Origin of the sequence: Sulfitobacter aestuariivivens (assembly GCF_014763045.1) — a bacterium.
Lineage (GTDB): Bacteria > Pseudomonadota > Alphaproteobacteria > Rhodobacterales > Rhodobacteraceae > Sulfitobacter > Sulfitobacter aestuariivivens.
In genome coordinates this window covers 315,385-333,628 of sequence record NZ_JACTAG010000003.1, presented here as the reverse complement: position 1 = coordinate 333,628, position 18,244 = coordinate 315,385, and the positions used below count along the sequence as shown (strand labels likewise).

Annotated in this window: 14 protein-coding genes; 3 read left to right on the top strand and 11 right to left on the bottom strand. The window is 58.4% G+C overall.

The window, feature by feature from the left end:
* A partial coding sequence (locus H9Q16_RS19465; protein ID WP_216859507.1) for a DUF7507 domain-containing protein occupies positions 1-1,258 on the bottom strand: 1,258 nt, incomplete at its 3' end.
* Between the two features lie 551 nt (positions 1,259-1,809).
* Positions 1,810-3,960 (bottom strand): CAP domain-containing protein, encoded by a 2,151-nt coding sequence (locus H9Q16_RS19460; RefSeq protein WP_191077136.1) that lies wholly within the window; start codon positions 3,958-3,960, stop codon positions 1,810-1,812.
* A 266-nt stretch (positions 3,961-4,226) separates the two neighbouring features.
* On the opposite strand from H9Q16_RS19460, the gene H9Q16_RS19455 reads away from it, so the two are divergent.
* The 3 genes from H9Q16_RS19455 (at position 4,227) to H9Q16_RS19445 (ending at position 9,063) form a co-directional block, all read left to right on the top strand.
* Positions 4,227-5,141, top strand: a complete 915-nt coding sequence (locus H9Q16_RS19455; protein WP_191077135.1) for a LysR family transcriptional regulator — start codon at positions 4,227-4,229, stop codon at positions 5,139-5,141.
* Between the two features lie 108 nt (positions 5,142-5,249).
* Positions 5,250-7,349 (top strand): hydantoinase/oxoprolinase family protein, encoded by a 2,100-nt coding sequence (locus tag H9Q16_RS19450; protein ID WP_191077134.1) that lies wholly within the window; start codon positions 5,250-5,252, stop codon positions 7,347-7,349.
* 4 nt (positions 7,350-7,353) lie between these two features.
* Positions 7,354-9,063, top strand: coding sequence for a hydantoinase B/oxoprolinase family protein (locus tag H9Q16_RS19445; protein ID WP_191077133.1), 1,710 nt, complete (start codon positions 7,354-7,356; stop codon positions 9,061-9,063).
* 39 nt (positions 9,064-9,102) lie between these two features.
* Here the strand turns inward: H9Q16_RS19445 and H9Q16_RS19440 are convergent, their stop codons facing one another.
* The 9 genes from H9Q16_RS19440 to H9Q16_RS19400 form a co-directional block, all read right to left on the bottom strand.
* Entirely contained in the window at positions 9,103-10,242 is a 1,140-nt protein-coding gene (locus tag H9Q16_RS19440) for an aminotransferase class I/II-fold pyridoxal phosphate-dependent enzyme (RefSeq protein ID WP_191077132.1), read from the bottom strand.
* A 93-nt stretch (positions 10,243-10,335) separates the two neighbouring features.
* A complete protein-coding gene (locus tag H9Q16_RS19435; RefSeq protein WP_191077131.1) occupies positions 10,336-11,481 on the bottom strand; it encodes a M56 family metallopeptidase in 1,146 nt (381 codons plus the stop codon).
* Positions 11,468-11,860 (bottom strand): BlaI/MecI/CopY family transcriptional regulator, encoded by a 393-nt coding sequence (locus tag H9Q16_RS19430; protein WP_191077130.1) that lies wholly within the window; start codon positions 11,858-11,860, stop codon positions 11,468-11,470. Before H9Q16_RS19430 ends, H9Q16_RS19435 begins: the two co-directional genes overlap by 14 nt.
* 80 nt (positions 11,861-11,940) lie before the next feature.
* A complete protein-coding gene (locus tag H9Q16_RS19425) occupies positions 11,941-12,339 on the bottom strand; it encodes a DUF2160 domain-containing protein (RefSeq protein WP_191077129.1) in 399 nt (132 codons plus the stop codon).
* Entirely contained in the window at positions 12,339-13,136 is a 798-nt protein-coding gene (locus H9Q16_RS19420) for a carbohydrate ABC transporter permease (RefSeq protein ID WP_191077128.1), read from the bottom strand. The genes H9Q16_RS19425 and H9Q16_RS19420 overlap by 1 nt, the downstream gene beginning before the upstream one ends.
* The gene (locus H9Q16_RS19415; protein ID WP_191077127.1) at positions 13,133-13,996 is read right to left on the bottom strand and encodes a carbohydrate ABC transporter permease; all 864 of its coding nucleotides are present in this window, start codon (positions 13,994-13,996) and stop codon (positions 13,133-13,135) included. Before H9Q16_RS19415 ends, H9Q16_RS19420 begins: the two co-directional genes overlap by 4 nt.
* Before the next feature lie 100 nt (positions 13,997-14,096).
* On the bottom strand, positions 14,097-15,170 hold the full coding sequence (locus tag H9Q16_RS19410; protein ID WP_191077126.1) for an ABC transporter ATP-binding protein: 1,074 nt from the start codon (positions 15,168-15,170) through the stop codon (positions 14,097-14,099).
* A complete protein-coding gene (locus H9Q16_RS19405; RefSeq protein ID WP_191077125.1) occupies positions 15,170-16,234 on the bottom strand; it encodes an ABC transporter ATP-binding protein in 1,065 nt (354 codons plus the stop codon). The genes H9Q16_RS19410 and H9Q16_RS19405 overlap by 1 nt, the downstream gene beginning before the upstream one ends.
* Positions 16,235-16,342: 108 nt before the next feature.
* Positions 16,343-18,076, bottom strand: a complete 1,734-nt coding sequence (locus H9Q16_RS19400; RefSeq protein WP_191077124.1) for an ABC transporter substrate-binding protein — start codon at positions 18,074-18,076, stop codon at positions 16,343-16,345.
* Positions 18,077-18,244: the final 168 nt, after the last annotated feature.

Sequence of the window (18,244 nt, the reverse complement as noted above, 5' to 3'; positions counted from 1 at the left end):
CCTCGTCCACATCCAGCACACCTGCCGTGCCGCCGTCCCCGCTCAGTGTCGGGCCAGACGTCAGCGCAACGGTATTGCCCGTCTGCGTCAGAACATCGTCAAAGTCAGGGTTCGTCAGCGACGTGTTGCCCGTGTTCGTGACGGTGACCGTATAGGTCAGAAGCTGCGGGATCGTATCCGTCGCAGAGATCGCGTCGATATCAACCGTCTTGGCAATCGTGAAGCTGGGGCTGGACGTGACAGCAACAGTTTCCGTATCAGTATCATTAACAGTCGCCCCACCAGAAGTAGTGCCCTGCGCGACTACTGTATTGAAGATCGGATCACCCGCATCAATCTGGGTTTGAGTCACGACGACATCCTGCTCAAAGATCCAGGTTTCCCCTTGCTCCAGTATATTGTTGGTGTTTGTGTCACCACTCACCAGGGTCGGATTGAAGTCGTCGAGGTTGTTGCCCGGGCTTGCGTTGTCATCGGTCAGCACAATATTTGACAGCGGCACGGTGCCATCTGTCGTCGCGTTCGTCACAGTGTATTGGTAGGTGATCACTTCACCGGCAGCGTTGATCGTGCCGTCACCGACCGTATCAATTGCCGCTGCGGTTTTGATGACGTCAATGGCCGGAACTGGGAACGGAACTTCTACCGTACCGCTTTCGATCCGGCACTTTTCCTTTGACGCGTCCGTAATTTGATCATCGTCATCGAAAAATGTGTTGCCGTTGGGCGCGTACCCAACAAGCAAGGAAACGCTGCCGACAGGTACATCACAGGTAAACGTAAAAGAGGTAGACCCAGGGATCGGAACGCCGGGGTTAAGATCGTCACAATCCGCCTGACCGTCCAGAACTGTACCGGTATCGGCGCAGCTCGATGTCAGCACGGTGGTCGGTGTCGCAAGTCCAAACCGGACATCGTAGCGCTGAGAGGCGCCATTGTTGTTGAATTCGTAATCGAACCGTACCGTGTATGTATCGGTATTGTCATTGGTCAGACATCCGTCTGTCACCACGGCGTCCACAAGTGACAATGTCAGATCGGCGTCATTACTGCAGCTTGGCAGCGGGTAATTCGTGGCTTGCGAATGAACCGGTCCGGCGGCGAGCAACAGGAAGAACAGCGTCGACAAGGTGAGAAGAGAAAGTGCCGCCAGATCCCTCAGCCTCTGAGCCATCATCATCTCGCTCAGCGCATGGGCGATCGCCCATGCTGAAGGGTTGGTTTTCGAGCTGCCATAATCAAAATTCGCAAGCCGCATAATACACACCTCTAATCACGCTCCGAGACTCAAAAGATCTCAGCAAAAATCCGCTCAACGACACGCAGTCGCTGCACGAGAACTCAAACTAAAGGGGGATTCCAACTTCACCAAGGAAATGCTGCAATTTTGCCTAAATTACTCAAAGTGCGCCACAATTCTGCCATAATTGAGATTGGATTGGAGACATAAGAGCAAGATATGGTGCATTGATTACGATTTGGCACTAATCGACTTTTCAGGCTTTTGGGCTGAGTCCATCGAATCGCCGCAATTGATTAAGAATCACTTAACCAATCTGTGGTTGAATCCGCCGGATTGCATGAGGTGTCATTCCAAGCTCAGCGTTCGATGATTTTGTAAGCTCTTGCAGGGGCAACGAAAAAGATCTGTCGACACCATCACCCGGGAAAACCTGCTCAGAAAGTATGGGCGAATTGCGTGCCAGTTTTGGCCGCCAAAACCAGACGTTCACACCCGAGAATTCTACGTTTGAAAAGGCAATTCTGAGGGCTTGCACGGGCCGTCAACTGTGCGCTGACTACCTGTGTCTAGAATTCGAAATCGGTGCGATCCAAATCGCCAATCGCGACGTCGAACAGAGTAATCGAGTTGCCCGCGCCAGTGTCGATCACCACGTTGCCACCGACCTGGCTGAGGTGGTTGTGGAAAAGATCGTAGAGATTGACGATCGCGCTGACGCCGGAAAGATCGACGGTCTCATACTGATTGAGTTCTTCAAAATCGGTGATCACGTCATCGCCGTGACCATCCTGAAACGCGAAGGTATCGGCGTTAAAACCGCCCCTGATAATGTCATTGCCAGCGCCGCCGATCAGACGGTCGAAACCTGCGCCGCCGTCCAGCCGATCCTGCCCTTCGCTGCCATCCAGAACATCGTTCCCGACACCACCAAACAGGCGGTCCGCGCCACCCTCGCCGTTCAGACTGTCGTTACCCTCGCATCCAAAAAGCGCATCAGTGCCCGCGCCGCCGCGCGCAAAATCATTGCCTGTGCCACCAAACAGGCGGTCATTGCCGTCCCCGCCGCGCAGTGTATCGTTGCCGGTGCCACCGAAAAGATTGTCGGCCTGGGTGCCGCCGTCCAGCAGGTCATTGCCCGCACCGCCGTCCAGAAAGTCAAAGCCTGCGTTGCCAAAGAGCTGATCATTGCCAGCCTCTCCCCAGAGACCGTCAAAGGTCATCCCGACGTTTCCACCGCCATAGAGCACATCGTCATCATCGCCGCCGTAAAGCCGATCCGCCGCGTTTTCGCCATGCAAGGTATCTTCGCCCGCGTCACCATAAAGCGCGTCAAAGCCTTCGCCGCCAAGCGCCAGATCATTGCCGGCACCGCCGTGGATTTCATCGGCGTGGTTCTGCCCCATCAATGTATCGGCGCCGCTCCCGGCATAGATTGTGTCAAATCCGTCGCCCCCGACAATCAAATCCGAACCCGACGCCCCGCGCAGCATCTCGTTGCTGTTGGTTCCGGACAATTGGATTGATGTCGGCGCGGGTGCGGCAGTTGGACCACTTCCGTCAAGGTGTGCACCATTGACGAGGTCGGCAAAGCTGTATGCCGCATCGGAGAACTGAAAGGTTTCAACACCGGCAAAAACATCCGTCTGGCCGCCAAGCGTGATCGCAATGCCAACAGCTGTCTGCGTGACCTGTGCGTTGCTTGACTGGCCTGCAAGCACAGCCGTATCCGAACCTTGACCGCCGCGCACAGTATCGTTGCCAAAGCCACCGATAAGGGTGTCGTTTCCAGCCTCACCGATCAGCACGTCGTTGCCCGCGAGGCCCCAGATTGTATTGGCCCCACCGTTGCCGGTTAGGACGTTGTCAGTGTGATTGCCTGCAAGATTAAGACCATCAAGTCCCAGCAAAACGCCGTTTGCCACGCCTGAATGCAGCGCTAAACTGCCCGAGGACTGTACGGTATTGAAATCGACAAGATCCAGCTTCACGTTCTCGCCGCCGAAACGAACCTGAACAAGCATGGACACGCCCGCACCCGTAATTGACACGTTTTGCCAACCCATCCCATTGAATTCCATCGCATAGCCGCCCGCACTTGCGGTGGTCGCAAATTGCGCGCCGATGGCAAAACGTATCCCGCCAACACCTTCGCCGACGGAATAGAAGTCGTCGTTGTCGCCATCATTATACGCAACGCCAGTCAGGAACGTGCGGCTGGCAGTGGTTGCAAAATTCTGCGTGACCATCACGGTCGAATAGCCAAGGTAGTCCCCTGCCTGAAGGCCAAGCCCAATCTCTGCAAAATTGTCGTTAAGCATGTTGTTCCGGTGACCCGTGCTGTCGAACAGCCCGCGGTGCAGATTGTAGGTCGCACTTGTTGCGTCAATGGTGCCGCTGGACGCACGGTAGCCAATATTCTCGCCCCACGCGTATCCACCGGCAAAGACATATCCCGCGTCTGCGATCCGGTCGCCTGCCCGAGATCCTCCGGCACCTTCATGGCTGAATGTGTCCGTCTGCAGCATCCACCCACTGTGCGCTTCGGCAGCGGCCTGCAACTGCGAAATACCCGCGAGCGCCGCAGCTGATCCCGAGGGCAGTCCCATTTGTGCAATCTCCTGCTCAGAGAACCCCAGACGCTGGGCTTCACCCAGTGGGTCCAATCGGGCTCGATTAACGAGCTCGATCATCAACTGCTCTTCTTCTGAGATCGACATACTGCCTCCGGCACGGATTTCTTACTGTGCCGAGAAGACCCTTAATATCTGGCGAAAGTAGGTGTGTAATATGACCTTTGGCGGACCAATTATGTCGAAATTCAGCCCCTGAATGCCGCGCATTTTATGTGAATTTTTTGTACCTGCGCAGGACGGGTCTCGGCCTTGGCGCAGGAAATCGGCAGACCAGAACAAAACCTGCAAGCGCGCGTGCCGCCCCTGCGCCGCCCTTGATCGATCAAGATTGGTGATCCTATAAGTGTCAGATGATAAAAAGCCGCATCACACTCAAACAACTCGAAGCGCTTGTTCAGGTTGTCGACCAAGGCACGTTTCGCAAGGCAGCCCTCGCCCTTGGGACGACTCAACCCAACGTCTCGGCACGTATCGCCTCGCTGGAGACAGTGCTGGACGTTGTTCTCATGCACCGCGATGCAGGGTCGGTTCGGCTGACGGCGACGGGCGCTGAGCTCGTCACGGCAGCACGCGCCGTGATCCGGTCAGGTGAGGCGTTTCTTGAAGTGGCGGATCGACGGGATCTGATGGAAGACCGACTGCGCCTTGGGGTCACCGAATTGGTCGCCTGCACATGGCTCCATGATTTCCTGCGCCGGTTCCGCGCTGTGTATCCGTCCGTGAAGGTCGCGCTGCAGGTCGACCTCGCCCACGAGATCGACCGGCAAATGGCCGTCGGTGCCCTCGATCTGGTCCTGCAATCGGGCGCCAAGCCAGATCAATCTGCAGCCTGCACACCCATTGGCACGGCGCCCTATGCCTGGTTGGCGATCCCCAAGACGGCTGAAACAATCGGACGATCGCCCCGGATGGCAACAGTCTTTGACCAATCGATCCTGACCCATGCCCGGCACACGCAGGCCGTTCAGGAACTTGAGGCATTTGCGGATGCGGGCGGGTTCGACAAGGGTCAGATCGTTAACTCCAGCAGCTTGGCATCCTGTTTGCCAATGGCCATGGATGGCATGGGGGTAGCCCTCTTGCCGAAACCTCTGGTGCAGGACGCCGTCGCTGCTGGCACCCTTGTTGAACTTTCCTGCGACTGGACGCCCAGCGCGCTGGAAACCTATTCACGTTTCGATCCCGACCGCTCCGCGCGCTTCGTCGCCAAGGCCAGCGCCCTTGCCGCACAAGCAGCAGCACGTTTTGACGATCAACAAAACTGATCACCCCAAGAAATTATATCAATTTCTCTCTGCCACCCGAAGGCGCTATCGTGCCCCGACACCTTCGCCCCAGTCCCGGGGTTGGCACGATATGGAGAGCGTTAAGACATGGCATCATCACCAGTACGTCTGGGTGTCGACATCGGCGGAACCTTTACCGACGTCGTGCTCGAACGCGCCGGGCAAAGCTTTTCAACCAAGGTGCTGACGACCTACACCGCACCAGAAGACGCGATCATCGATGGGTTGCATCAGGTCTGCGCCAAAGCGGGCGCAACCCCTGGTGACATTGGCCAGATTATCCACGGCACGACATTGGCCACCAATGCGTTGATCGAACGTCGCGGCGCGAAAACCGCACTGATCACCACAGAGGGGTTTCGCGACGTCATCGAAATGCGCACCGAAAGCCGCTTTGAACAATACGACCTGAACCTGCAATTGCCCGACCCCCTGCTACCGCGACAGATGCGCTTTACCGTGCCGGGACGCGTGAATGCCAAGGGCGAGGTCATGATCCCGCTTGAACGTGCGGATATCGAAGCCGTGGTCGATCAGATCACCGCTGCGGGGTTTGAAAGCGTGGCTGTTGGCCTCATCCATTCCTACCTGAACCCCGCCCACGAAGAGATGGTGCGCGATGTGCTGGCAGAGCGCCTGCCAGAGGCTGCGGTGTCCATCTCTTCCGAGGTCAGCCCACAGATGCGCGAATACGAACGCTTCAACACGGTCGTGGCCAATGCCTATATCAAGCCGCTGATGGCGTCCTACCTCGGCCGCCTTGAGAACCGTCTCAAGGCCGAAGGTGTCACATGTCGCATATTTCTAATGCATTCCGGGGGCGGCATCATATCGCTGCAAAATGCCGCAGACTTTCCGGTGCGGCTGGTTGAATCCGGGCCAGCCGGGGGTGCGGTCTTTGCCGCCCATATCGCGGCACGCTACGGCATCGACAAGGCGCTCAGCTTTGACATGGGCGGCACGACCGCCAAGATCTGTCTGATCAAGGACCAAAGCCCCAAAACCGCCCGCGTCTTTGAGGTCGCGCGCACCTACCGTTTCAAGAAGGGATCGGGCATGCCGATCTCCATTCCCGTCATCGATATGGTCGAAATCGGCGCTGGCGGGGGATCACTCGCGCATGTGGACAACATGCGCCAAATCCGCGTCGGCCCAGAAAGCGCCGGATCGGAACCGGGGCCCGCCTGTTACGGCCGGGGCGGCGAAAGGCCCGGCGTGACGGATGCGGACCTGGTTCTGGGCAAACTTGATCCGGAAAATTTTGCTGGCGGCTCTATCCGCTTGCATCCCGATCAGGCGACCACAGCACTATCAGCCCATATCGGCGACACCCTCGACATGGATGCGGTCGAGGCCGCATTCGGCGTCGCGGAAGTGGTCGATGAAAATATGGCCAATGCCGCACGGGTTCACGCTGTCGAAAACGGCGAAGACCTCAGCGACTATACCATGATTGCTTTTGGCGGCGCGGCCCCCCTTCATGCTGGGCGCCTGTGCGAAAAACTGGGCGTAACCCGGCTGATCGTGCCGCCGGGTGCCGGTGTCGGCTCTGCCATCGGGTTCCTGCGCGCGCCTTACAGCTTCGAAGCCAACCGGTCTGTCTACATGAAACTCAGCGACTTTGACGCCAACAGTATCGCCAATCTGCTGACAGATCTGGAAGCGGAGGCGACGGGTTTCGTTCGCACCTGCGATGCGCAGGCGGAAATCCTGTCAGAGTTCAAGGTGTACATGCGCTACACCGGCCAGGGCTGGGAAATCCCCATCTCTCTGACGGAAAGGCAGGCGAAAAATCCCGATGCCGCGATCTTTCAAGCGCGCTTCGAAGAAGACTACATCAAGCTCTTCGGGCGCGCCGTCGCTGGAATGGACATTGAAATCACCGTCTGGTCCGTCAATGCCACAACCCCGCCGGAACACGTAGCGCCGATTGCGGCCGCCACCACGGGCGGCAACGCGACAGCATATGGCCAAAGAGACGTGTTTGATCCGGCCTCTGGCGCTTATCTGTCGGCGCAGACCATTTCGCGTGACGCAATGCAAACCGGTGAGGTGGCTCAGGGCCCTGCCGCCGTGACAGAGGCAGAAACAACCATCATTATCCCTGCCAGCATGCAGGCCATCCGCCAGCCTGACGGATGCATCGATATCAGCGGAACACCTCACCGCACCGGCGCAAAAGGATAACGACATGGCAAAAGAACACTCCACCGTCGCCTATCAGGTCATGTGGAACCGCCTCATCTCGGTCGTTGAAGAACAGGCGCAAGCGCTGGTACGCACCGCTTTCTCCACCTCTGTCCGCGAGGCGGGCGATCTCTCTGCCGGGGTCTATGATCCTCAGGGCCGCATGCTGGCGCAGGCGATCACCGGCACGCCGGGCCACGTCAACGCCATGGCGGACGCGGTTGCGCACTTCATTCGCCGCATCGGGCGACAGAACATCCTGCAGGGTGACATCTATATCACCAATGACCCATGGGAAGGCACAGGCCACTTGCATGACATCACCATGGTCACACCGTCCTTCCACAAGGACGTGCTGGTGGGCTTTTTTGCCTGCACGGCACATATCGTCGATATCGGCGGGCGCGGCTTTGGCGCGGACGCCCACAGCGTCTACGAGGAAGGGCTTTATATTCCCATCATGAAGTTCGCGGATCAGGGGGAAGTCGATGCCACCCTGACACGGATCATTCGCGGAAACGTCCGTGAACCCGACCAGCTGATCGGCGACATCTATGCGTTGGCGACCTGCAATGAGATTGGTCATCGCCGCCTGACAGAGATGATGCACGAATTTGATCTCGACCATCTGGACGACATTGCCGCCTTTATCCTCGACAACTCCCGCCGCGCGACCCTCAAGGCCATCGCGGCCCTGCCCCGCAAAGAAGCACGCGGAGAGATGACCGTAGACGGATTTGACGTTCCCATCACGCTGAAGGTCAGCGTATCGGTGCACGAGGACCGGATCGTCACCGATTTCACCGGCACCTCAAGGCTCGACAAGAAAGGGATCAACTGCCCGCTGGTTTATACCAAGGCCTATGCCTGCTACGCGCTTAAGGTCGCGATTGCGCCTGACATCCCGAACAACGCCGCCTCGCTTGCCCCGTTCGAGGTCACGGCCCCGGAAAACACCATCGTCAACGCCCTGCATCCCGCGCCAGTCGCCCTGCGCCACATTGTCGGGCACTTCGTGCCGGATGCGGTCTTTGATGCCTTCGACAAAATCGTGCCGGGCCTCGTGCCGGCAGAGGGCGCAGGCTGCCTGTGCAACTTTCAGGTCTCGCTGCGTCCCCGCACCGATGCCCCGGCCCCCGCCGATGCGCGCCGGTCCGAGGTGCTCACCTTCAACTCCGGCGGATCTGGTGCGCGACCTGCGCATGACGGGCTCAACGCGACGGCCTTCCCATCGGGCGTGATGACCATGCCCATCGAGGCAACCGAACACGCAGGCCCCGTGATCATCTGGCGTAAGGAACTGCGTCCTGACAGCGGCGGCGCGGGCAAGACCCGCGGCGGGCTTGGGCAATACATGGAAGTCGGCGCGATGGAGGGGCACGAGTTTGACATTCAGGCCATGTTTGACCGGGGCGACCACCCTGCTCGGGGCAGACGCGGCGGCGGTATGGGCGCCCCCACAACCATTGCTCAGGATGACGGGACCCCGATGCGCGTCAAAGGCAAGCAATTCGTCCCGCACGGACGGCGCGTGGTGATGGCCTTCCCGGGTGGCGCGGGCTATGGCGACCCTGCAGAACGGGTCACAGCCCTGATCAAACGCGATCTGGCCCGGGGCTATATATCCGCACAGGCCGCCGCGCAGATCTACGGGCTGAGCGAACCAGAGATCAAAGAAGTACAATCCGCCGTTGCACGCGGAGAACCTGTCTGAGCCAAAAAGCAGAAAGCGCGGGCTCCAAAGGGCACCGTGCTAGCGCGCCGTGTTCTGGCTCAGATATTCATCCAGCGCCGCGATGCCTTCGTCCAGACCTTTGCGTCCGAATCCCAGCCGGAACCGATCCTTGGGCGTCTCGCCCAGATCGGAACGGTAGATCGTACTTGGCAAGAACAACACGCCGCTTTCCTCGACCAATGCCGCACAAAATGCCTCGACCCCATCCGCACCCTTGTAGCGCGGGAAGGCCATGCAGGACCCGTCGGGACGCTGCCACTCAAAAAGCTCAGCGTGTCGGGCAAAGAAAGCGTCCCATTTCGGCAAATTTTCATCCACAATCGCGCAATTGCGGGCAAGGATCGCGCCCCGCGCACGCAACGCGATCAGCGACAACTGTTCGCTCGGTGCCGCATTGCAAATCGACAGATAGTGTTTCAACCGCTCCATCCGTGACAGCAGTTCGGTGTCCTGGCAGGCAATCCACCCGATACGCAAACCCGGTAAACCGTAGGCTTTGGACATCACATTCAGGGACAGGCCGCGCTCGTATTCATCCGCCACGAACGGAAGATAGCTGGTGCCGCTGGGGCCGAGGCCACAGAAAATCTCGTCATGCAGAATATAGATGCCATGCTTGCGACACAGTGCAATCAACGCCTGATAGCGCTCCAATGGCAGGATGGCACCAGTGGGATTGTGCGGAAAGTTGATCGTGACAAGCCGCGTGTTGGGCCGGATCGCGTCTGCAACGCGGTCAATATCCAGCGACCAATTGTCATTTGCGTCCAGCGGCACGCCCGTTGCCTCGCAGATCGAAACCGGCAATGTCTCGTGCGATTGATAGTTCGGCGTGACAACGATGGCATGACTGTCACGATCCAACAGCACATGGTTCGCTGCAAAAATGCCTTCGCTGGCACCCGCGAAACATAACACGTTGCGCGCGTCCTGTCGCACGTAGGTGCGGGCAATCTCATCCCTCAGCTCAGGCGCGCCATAGGTCTCGGTGTATCCCAGCCACAAATCATCAAAGGCGGCGCGATCTTCCGGGCGCGCCAAGTCCAGCAATTCCCGCAGGGACAGCGACTGCGCGTCTGACGCGGTCATATGATATCGCGCCTTGAACTCCCATTTGGCGAAATGGGTTTCCAGTCGGAAGTCCGGGAAAGATGTCATGGGTCAGCCGCTCGCACACCTAATTGCCGTCATGAATAGCGTCATCCAAACCGAAACCGAAGGGCGAAACAGCGCACAGCCAGTGATCTGGCCTCAGTTGCGCACCCGGCCAAAGGTAGAAAGCCGGTTGATCTCGTCCATGCGGTCAAGGTTGACGACCGTCGAGAGCATCAATCGATCATGGCTCCAGTCACCGGGACTTTGGATTGCGACGGTCATCAGGACAATCGCCGACAACAGCGGTATCGCCAGCATCGCAAAGATCAGGCGCTGATGCGACGGGCGGCGCGCTTCAAGAATCGACTGAATGCGCTGTGCCAGAAACCCCCCGTTGCGCCCAAACAAAGAAGTCCGATCCGCCGTCACCAGCGTCACCTTAGGCACGGCAAGCACCATCGCACGATCCCGCCGCAAGGTGCGCTGGCACACAGACAGCAGGCTGTCACAATACGCACGGATCTGGATACGCCCCAAAGACAGCACCGCACTATCGCAATTCAGTTCGCGCAGATGTTCAACCCGCCGTTTCCAGCCACGGTACGCGGGGTTAAAGAAAAAGAAGGGCTTGAGCGCTTCCATCAGCACTTCCCATTCCAGATCTCCCTGGCGGATGTGCTGAAATTCATGCGCCAGTGCAACCTGCAGTTCTTCGTACCGCCCCAGTGACTGCGACGGAAGCACCACGTAATAATTGCGCCAGCCGCGCGTGGAAAACGGCACCAGCGTTCTGTCGGACACGCGAATCCGAATGCGTCCGATGCGCCGCCAGCTATAGCCGCTGGATACGATGCGCCAAAGGCAAAATACGGAATAGGCCAGCCTCAGAACGCCGACGCAAAAACCGACGAGGAACAGTGCAATAAAGGTCTGCGCCACGGCGCCCTGCCCGTTCAGCAAGTCCAGCAGAAAAGTATCACGCGCCAGCACCAGCCCCTCGAATTGAGATGAATTCATCTCAAATCCGCCGTTCAGATAGTACGACACCACCATATCCGAAAGATTGACGTTGACGCCTCTTGTCATCCCGGTGCCTTGCAACACCGCGAATGCCAGCGCCACGAATGGCGCGCAAAGGATCGCAACAAAGACCGCATTGAGAAGTTTCAATTGCGTGCCATAGGCATGCCCAAGGCCAAGACCGGTCATTGCGGCACGGACACCAAACCACAGTGCGTAGCCCAGCAAGAACAAGATATTGGCATTTATGAACGCGTCGAGCAGTGCTTCACCCGCTATCATTTTTCAACCTCCGATCAACCAATGCCCGGATTTGCCCCAATGCGTCTTCTGTGAGCGCGTCATCATCTACCAGCCGTGCCACCAGCGAGGCCGGTGTGCCGTCAAAGAGTTTCGCGGAAAGATCCTTGAGAGATCGGATCTGATAGGCATCCTTTGCCAGCGCCGGTACATAGACATGGCTCTTGCCCGCCTTTCGACTGGTGACAAAGCCCTTTTGCTCCAGAATACGCAGGATGGTCGCCCCCGACGTGTAGGCCAGATTGCGGTCTTCCGGCAGGCGCGCAAGCACGTCGCGCACGGTGCCCTCGCCCAGACCCCAGAGCTCGCTCATGAACTCCAGCTCCACTTCGGTCAGCAGTTCGCTTTTCTTTTTCTTCATTCCTGTCCTATCCCGGACTGTCTCGCAGACATGCCGCGCGGTGAGTAAAGCGCATGGGTTTCATATTCCAAAGCGGATTCTCACACTTTGCGGAAACAAAAGACGCCCCACACTATACTCAGCCCCAATGGCCACCACAGCGGCTGGCCCACAATACCGAGCCAGGCAAGGAAGATGTAGGTCGTGCCAAGCAGCGTGATAAACAGTCGATCTCCCAGCGTGGTCGTCAGCCCTAGGATGCCTTTGCGTTCGATCCCGTCGCGATATTTGAACCCCTCCAGCAAACCGATGACCGCAATGGCACCAAAGATGCCACAGAAAAGCGCAAAGGTCGCCGGGGTCCAGGCCATCCAGAATGCGGGCCAAAGCGGATCGGTCCAGCTGAATCCGGTCTCTTCTTCTTTCTTGGCGACATTGCTCCACTGTGCCACTGCAGGGCTCGCCAGCAGGACGGAAAGAATTGTCAGCAGTCTCAGCATCACACCCTCCCCAGAGCAAAGCCCTTGGCGATGTAGTTTCGGACGAAATAGATCACGATGGCACCAGGGATGATGGTGAGCGTCCCGGCTGCTGCCAACAGGCCAAGTTCATAGCCCGCTGACGATGCGGTCTTGGTCATTGTGGCCGCAATCGGCTTTGCTTCAACTGCCGTCAGCGTCTTGGCCAGCAACAATTCGACCCATGAGAACATGAAGCAGAAAAACGCCGCCACCCCGACGCCTGCCTTGATCGTGGGCAGGAAGATGGTGAGAAAAAAGCGCGGGAACGAATAGCCGTCGACATAGGCCGTTTCGTCCAGCTCTTTGGGCACTCCGCCCATGAACCCTTCAAGGATCCAGACCGCCAGCGGGATGTTAAAAAGACAGTGCGCCAACGCGACAGCAAGATGGGTATCAAACAGACCGACCGAGGAATAAAGCTGAAAGAATGGCAGCGCAAAAACCGCTGCCGGGGCCATGCGGTTCGTGAGCAGCCAGAAAAACAGCTGCTTGTCGCCCAGAAAGCGGTAGCGCGAAAAGGCATAGGCCGCTGGCAGCGCCACCGCCACAGAGATCACCGTATTGAGCGACACATAGATAATCGAGTTGATGTAGCCCCAGTACCACGTGGGATCGGTGAAGATGACGCGGTAATTCTCCAGCGTGAAGGTCTGGGGAAACAGGCTAAAGCCGCCCAGGATCTCCTGAGTTGTCTTGAACGACATCGCCACCAGCCAGTAGATCGGCAGCAGCAGAAAGGCGATGTAGAGGATCGGGATGAGGGAGCGTTTCTTCATTGCGCGTCATCCTTGGTCATCAGGGTATAGAAAAGCCAGCTCACCAGCAAAGTGATGGCAAAGTAGATCAGGCTCATCGCGGCTGCCGGGCCAAGGTCAAATTGTCCCAGCGCGATTTTCACCAGGTCAATCGACAATAGCGTGGTCGAGTTTCCGGGCCCTCCCCCCGTCAGCACGAAGGGTTCGGTGTAGATATTGAAGCTGTCCATGAACCGCAGCAGGACCGCGATGGTCAGCACCGTCTTCATCTTGGGCAGCTGGATGTAGCGGAACACTTTCCACGGGGACGCGCCGTCAATTTTGGCCGCCTGATAATAGGCATCGGGGATCGACACGAGGCCGGCGTAGCTGAGCAGGACAACCAGCGACGTCCAGTGCCAGACGTCCATCACAACGATCGTGATCCAGGCCGAAATCGGCTGCTGGGTCATATCGTAGTTCACCCCCAGCACATCGTTCATGAAGTATCCCAACAAGCCGATATTGGGCAGGGTAAAGATGTTCCACATCGACCCCACGACGTTCCACGGGATCAGCATCGGCAAGGCCATGGTGACAAGGCATACCGGCACCCACATGCCCTTGCGCGGCATGGCGAGCGCCACGATTATGCCAAGCGGGATCTCGATGATCAGGATCAGAAACGTGAACAGAAACTGGCGGCCAAGGGCTGCATGGAACCGGTCAGAGCGCAGGATTTGCTCGAACCAGTCTAGCCCCTGCCAGAAAAACACGTTATTTCCGAATGTTTCCTGCACAGAATAGTTGACCACTGTCATGATCGGCACCAGCGCATTGAATGCAACCAGCAGCAGGACGGGCAGCACGAAAAACCACGCGCGTTGGTTTTCTGTCTTCATGGGATGCTCCTTGCCGGGGTGGTCGAGGGGGCGCTGCCCCCGCCGCGCGGTGCGCGGCCCCCCGGGATATTTCTGGCCAGAAAATGCAGGGCGGATGGCTTCATGATGATACCTCTGAGCTGATCCAGCCATCACGGTAAAGACGCGTCTGGTCGGGGCGGAAGGCCAGATGCACTTCGGCGCCCTGTTCGACGTCTGCATCGTCGACAACGGCCCTGACCGGGGTGTCGCCCACGACCGTTTCAATCACCGCATGGCGGCCCACATCAGATACCTTGCGCACCCGTGCGGGTATGCCTGCCTCTGCCAAGGTGACGAATTCGGGCCGCACGCCCAGTTCTGTCTTGCCGCCCTCGCCCGTGACCGCGCCTTCGATCGCAACCGCTTCACCGTGAAAGCGAATGATCCCCTGATCTTGTTCCGCGGGCAGGATATTCATGCCCGGTGATCCGATGAAATGACCCACGAAGGTATGCTGTGGCCGCTCGAAGAGTTCGACCGGGGTGCCAATCTGCACAATCTCGCCGTCCTGCATGACCACGACCTGATCCGCAAAGGTCAACGCCTCGGTCTGGTCATGCGTGACATAGATCATCGTGGCGCGCACCCGCTGGTGCAGTTCCTTCAGCTTGGAGCGCAATTTCCATTTCAGATGCGGGTCAATCACCGTGAGTGGTTCGTCAAACATCACAACATTGACGTCGTCGCGTACCAGACCACGGCCCATGGATATCTTTTGCTTGTTGTCCGGCGTCAGGTGAGACGCGCGAATATCCAGCATCTCTTCGACTTCCAGCATGGTGGCGATCTCGGAGACACGCTCATTGATCCGGGTTTCGGCGACACCGCGATTGCGCAGTGGAAAAGCGAGATTATCGCGTACCGTCATCGTGTCGTAAATCACCGGAAACTGAAATACCTGCGCAATATTGCGCTGGTCTGGCGGCAGATCGGTGACGTCTTTGCCATCAAAAAGAATGCGGCCCTCGGACGGCTGCAAGAGCCCCGAAATGATATTGAGCAAAGTGGATTTGCCGCAACCCGATGGCCCCAGCAGGGCATAGGCCCCGCCGTCCTCCCAATCGAGGTCGATCTCCTTAAGCGCATAGTCTTCCGGGCCCGACGGGTTCGGCAGATAGGAATGGCGCAGATCTGAGAGGGTGATTTTCGCCATTACGCCACGAGCCTCCCGTCGGCATCGAAATAGAAAGCCTTTGAGGCGTCCATATAGAACGTGTGGTTCTGGCCGATTTCATAGGGGTGCACCCCGTGGGCCAGCGAAACCCAGCTGTCGGCACCCATCTGAAAATGCGCGCTGGATTCAGAACCGGACAGCTCTGTTACCTGTACCGTGCCTTCCATGGCAACGGTTTGCGGCGACACAGAAACCGGCGTGACGTGGTGCGGGCGGACGGCAACGGTGTAATCCCCGTCCGGCAAGGCCGCGGCGGCCCCTTCCAGGGCCCAGCGCACACCGGTCTTCATGCGCGCTTGAGTTCCGGCCTTGGTGATGGCGGCGGCATTGATGGGCGGGTCCGAGAAAACGCGCGCGGCAGCAAGTGTCGCAGGTTTGCGATAGATCTGGGCCGTCGGGCCAAACTGCGTCACATGCCCGTCGTGCATCAGGGCCGTCTCGCCCCCCAAAAGCAACGCCTCTTCCGGCTCGGAGGTGGCATAGACAACCACTGCCCCGCGCCCGGCAAAAAGTTCTGGCAACTGCTCGCGCAACTCCTCGCGCAGTTTGTAATCGAGGTTGGCCAGCGGTTCGTCCAGAAACACCGCGCGGCTTTCCTTGGCGATGGCGCGGGCGAGCGCGCAGCGCTGCTGCTGGCCGCCCGAAAGCTCTTGCGGACGACGGTTGAGCATCGGGCCAAGCTGCAGGATATCCGCAGCTTCCTGCACGCGCCCGTCGATTTCGGATTTGGCCATGCCTGCAACCCGCAACGGGGAGGCGATGTTGTCATAGACCGTCATATGCGGGTAGTTCACAAAGAACTGATGCACGAGCGAAATATTGCGCTTTTGCGTGGACAGGCGCGACACGTCCTCGCCATCAAACAGGATCGCCCCGGACGCCAGCGGATCCAGCCCAGCCATGAGCTTGATCAGGGATGTCTTGCCCGATCCGGTTTGCCCCAGCAGCACATTGAAGTGCCCCGGTCGCATCTTAAGCGATGTGGGCTTGATGTGCGTGATCCCGCGGACTTGCTTGCAGGCGTCGATCAATTCGATGGTCATGTATCTATCCTGTAGGCCAGGGTTCACCCCGGCTTTACCGCAGGTGCCGGGGTGAACCCCGGCCTACGGCAGATGGCCCCCGCGCGAACTGCGGGGGCCGTCCTTTGCTTACTGGTTCCAGCGCGCGACCAGATCGTCATAGTTGACGGTCTCGCCTTGCGGCTTTTCGTTGTCCAGCGGTGGCTTGGCGCCGCCATTGGCGAACCAATACTCGGCGTCGCGCTCTTCATTCAGGCGTGGGCCGCAACCGCCATATACGTTGGCGCTTTCGTCCGCTGCCTGCATGCGGGCCATGGTGATATCCATCTCCTCGGCCAACCGGTCCATCGCTTCCTGCGGAGTAAACGCACCGGAGTTCACGTCACCGATCTGCTGCCACCAGATCTGGGCCAGCTTGGGATAGTCCGGGACGTTGATCCCGGTAGGCGACCACGCGACGCGGTCAGGTGAGCGGTAGAATTCAACCAGCCCCCCCAGCTTGGGCGCGCGCTCGGTAAAGCTCTCGTGATTCACAGAGCTGTCGCGGGCAAATGTCAGACCCACGTGGGATTTCTTCACATCCACGGTCTTGGACGTCACGAACTGTGCATAAAGCCATGCAGCCTGCGCGCGATCAGACGGTGTGGATTTGAGGAACGTCCAGCTTCCCACATCCTGATAGCCAACCTTCTGGCCTTCTTCCCAGTAGGGGCCGTGCGGGCTGGGCGCCATCCGCCACAGCGGGTTGCCGTCGGCATCCACTGTGTTGTTGCCCGCGGACTGCGGGGCGACCATGTCAGCGGTAAAGGCAGTGTACCAGAAGATCTGCTGGGCCACGTTGCCTTGCGCCAAAGCGGGCAGCGACTGGTAGAAGTCATAGCTCGCCGCGCCCGGAGGCGCGTATTTGCGCAGCCATTCGTCCCATTTGCGGATCGCATAGACCGCTGCCGGGCCGTTTGCCGCGCCACCACGGGATACGGATGCGCCCACTGGGTTGCACGAGCCCGCTTCCATGCGGATGCCCCATTCGTCGATCGGAACGCCGTTTGGCTCACCCTTCGATCCGGCACCGGCCATCGACAGCCAGGCATCGGTCATGCGCCAGCCCAGATCGGGCGCGCGCTTGCCGTAGTCCATGTGGCCGTAGATATCGACGCCGTCGATCTGTTTGACGTCCTCGGAGAAAAACTCGGCAATATCTTCGTACGCCGACCAGTTAACCGGCACGCCCAGATCGTAGCCGTACTTGGCCTTGAACTGTTCCTGCAGGTCCGCGCGGTCGAACCAGTCCTTGCGGAACCAGTAGAGGTTCGCAAACTGCTGGTCAGGCAACTGGTAGAGGTTGCCATCGGGGCCAGTGGTAAACTGGATGCCCATGAAGTCGTCCAGATCCAGCGTCGGTGAGGTCGTCGCCGACCATTCACCCGCCATCTGTTCGGTCAGGTTATAGGCCTGCTGCAGCCGCGAGTGCGTACCAATGAGGTCCGAGTCGTTGACATAGCCATCATAGAGGTTCCGGTTAGTCTGCATCTGTGTCTGCACAGCCTGCACCACTTCGCCCTCACCCAGGATCTGATGGTTCACCTTGATTCCGGTGATTTCCTCAAACGCTTTTGTCAGCACTTCGGATTCGTAGCCGTGCGTCGGGATGCCTTCAGAAAGCACGTTGATTTCCATACCGGAATAGGGCTCGGCCGCCTGAATGAACCACTGCATCTCTGACAGTTGTTCGTCCTTGCTCAGTGTGGACGGCTGAAACTCCTGATCGATCCATTTCTGAGCTGCTGCCTCATCGGCAAAAGCAGACCCAGACCCCGCGATGACAGCCATAGCCGCAGTCGCGGAGAGCAGATACTTGCGCATCTTGTCTCCTCCCAAATTTTCAATTGAGCTGGTCCTCCCCAGCTGCGCCAACGCTAGTCTTGTGAGGGTCAACGTGTCAAACTAATTTTTTAGTAGACGCCGTTGACTACCCGCTTTCAAACATCAAGATTTTGAAATTACACGATTTTAATCCAAGAACTTCAACCA

Excerpts from the sequence above, each read along its gene's own strand:
- H9Q16_RS19430 (WP_191077130.1), bottom strand. The coding sequence starts at position 11,860 with ATGAAGAAAAAGAAAAGCGAACTGCTGACCGAAGTGGAGCTGGAGTTC.
- H9Q16_RS19415 (WP_191077127.1), bottom strand. The coding sequence starts at position 13,996 with ATGAAGACAGAAAACCAACGCGCGTGGTTTTTCGTGCTGCCCGTCCTG.
- H9Q16_RS19420 (WP_191077128.1), bottom strand. The coding sequence starts at position 13,136 with ATGAAGAAACGCTCCCTCATCCCGATCCTCTACATCGCCTTTCTGCTG.
- H9Q16_RS19410 (WP_191077126.1), bottom strand. The coding sequence starts at position 15,170 with ATGGCGAAAATCACCCTCTCAGATCTGCGCCATTCCTATCTGCCGAAC.
- H9Q16_RS19460 (WP_191077136.1), bottom strand. The coding sequence starts at position 3,960 with ATGTCGATCTCAGAAGAAGAGCAGTTGATGATCGAGCTCGTTAATCGA.
- H9Q16_RS19450 (WP_191077134.1), top strand. The coding sequence starts at position 5,250 with ATGGCATCATCACCAGTACGTCTGGGTGTCGACATCGGCGGAACCTTT.
- H9Q16_RS19425 (WP_191077129.1), bottom strand. The coding sequence starts at position 12,339 with ATGCTGAGACTGCTGACAATTCTTTCCGTCCTGCTGGCGAGCCCTGCA.
- H9Q16_RS19400 (WP_191077124.1), bottom strand. The coding sequence starts at position 18,076 with ATGCGCAAGTATCTGCTCTCCGCGACTGCGGCTATGGCTGTCATCGCG.
- H9Q16_RS19445 (WP_191077133.1), top strand. The coding sequence starts at position 7,354 with ATGGCAAAAGAACACTCCACCGTCGCCTATCAGGTCATGTGGAACCGC.
- H9Q16_RS19440 (WP_191077132.1), bottom strand. The coding sequence starts at position 10,242 with ATGACATCTTTCCCGGACTTCCGACTGGAAACCCATTTCGCCAAATGG.
- H9Q16_RS19455 (WP_191077135.1), top strand. The coding sequence starts at position 4,227 with ATGATAAAAAGCCGCATCACACTCAAACAACTCGAAGCGCTTGTTCAG.
- H9Q16_RS19435 (WP_191077131.1), bottom strand. The coding sequence starts at position 11,481 with ATGATAGCGGGTGAAGCACTGCTCGACGCGTTCATAAATGCCAATATC.
- H9Q16_RS19405 (WP_191077125.1), bottom strand. The coding sequence starts at position 16,234 with ATGACCATCGAATTGATCGACGCCTGCAAGCAAGTCCGCGGGATCACG.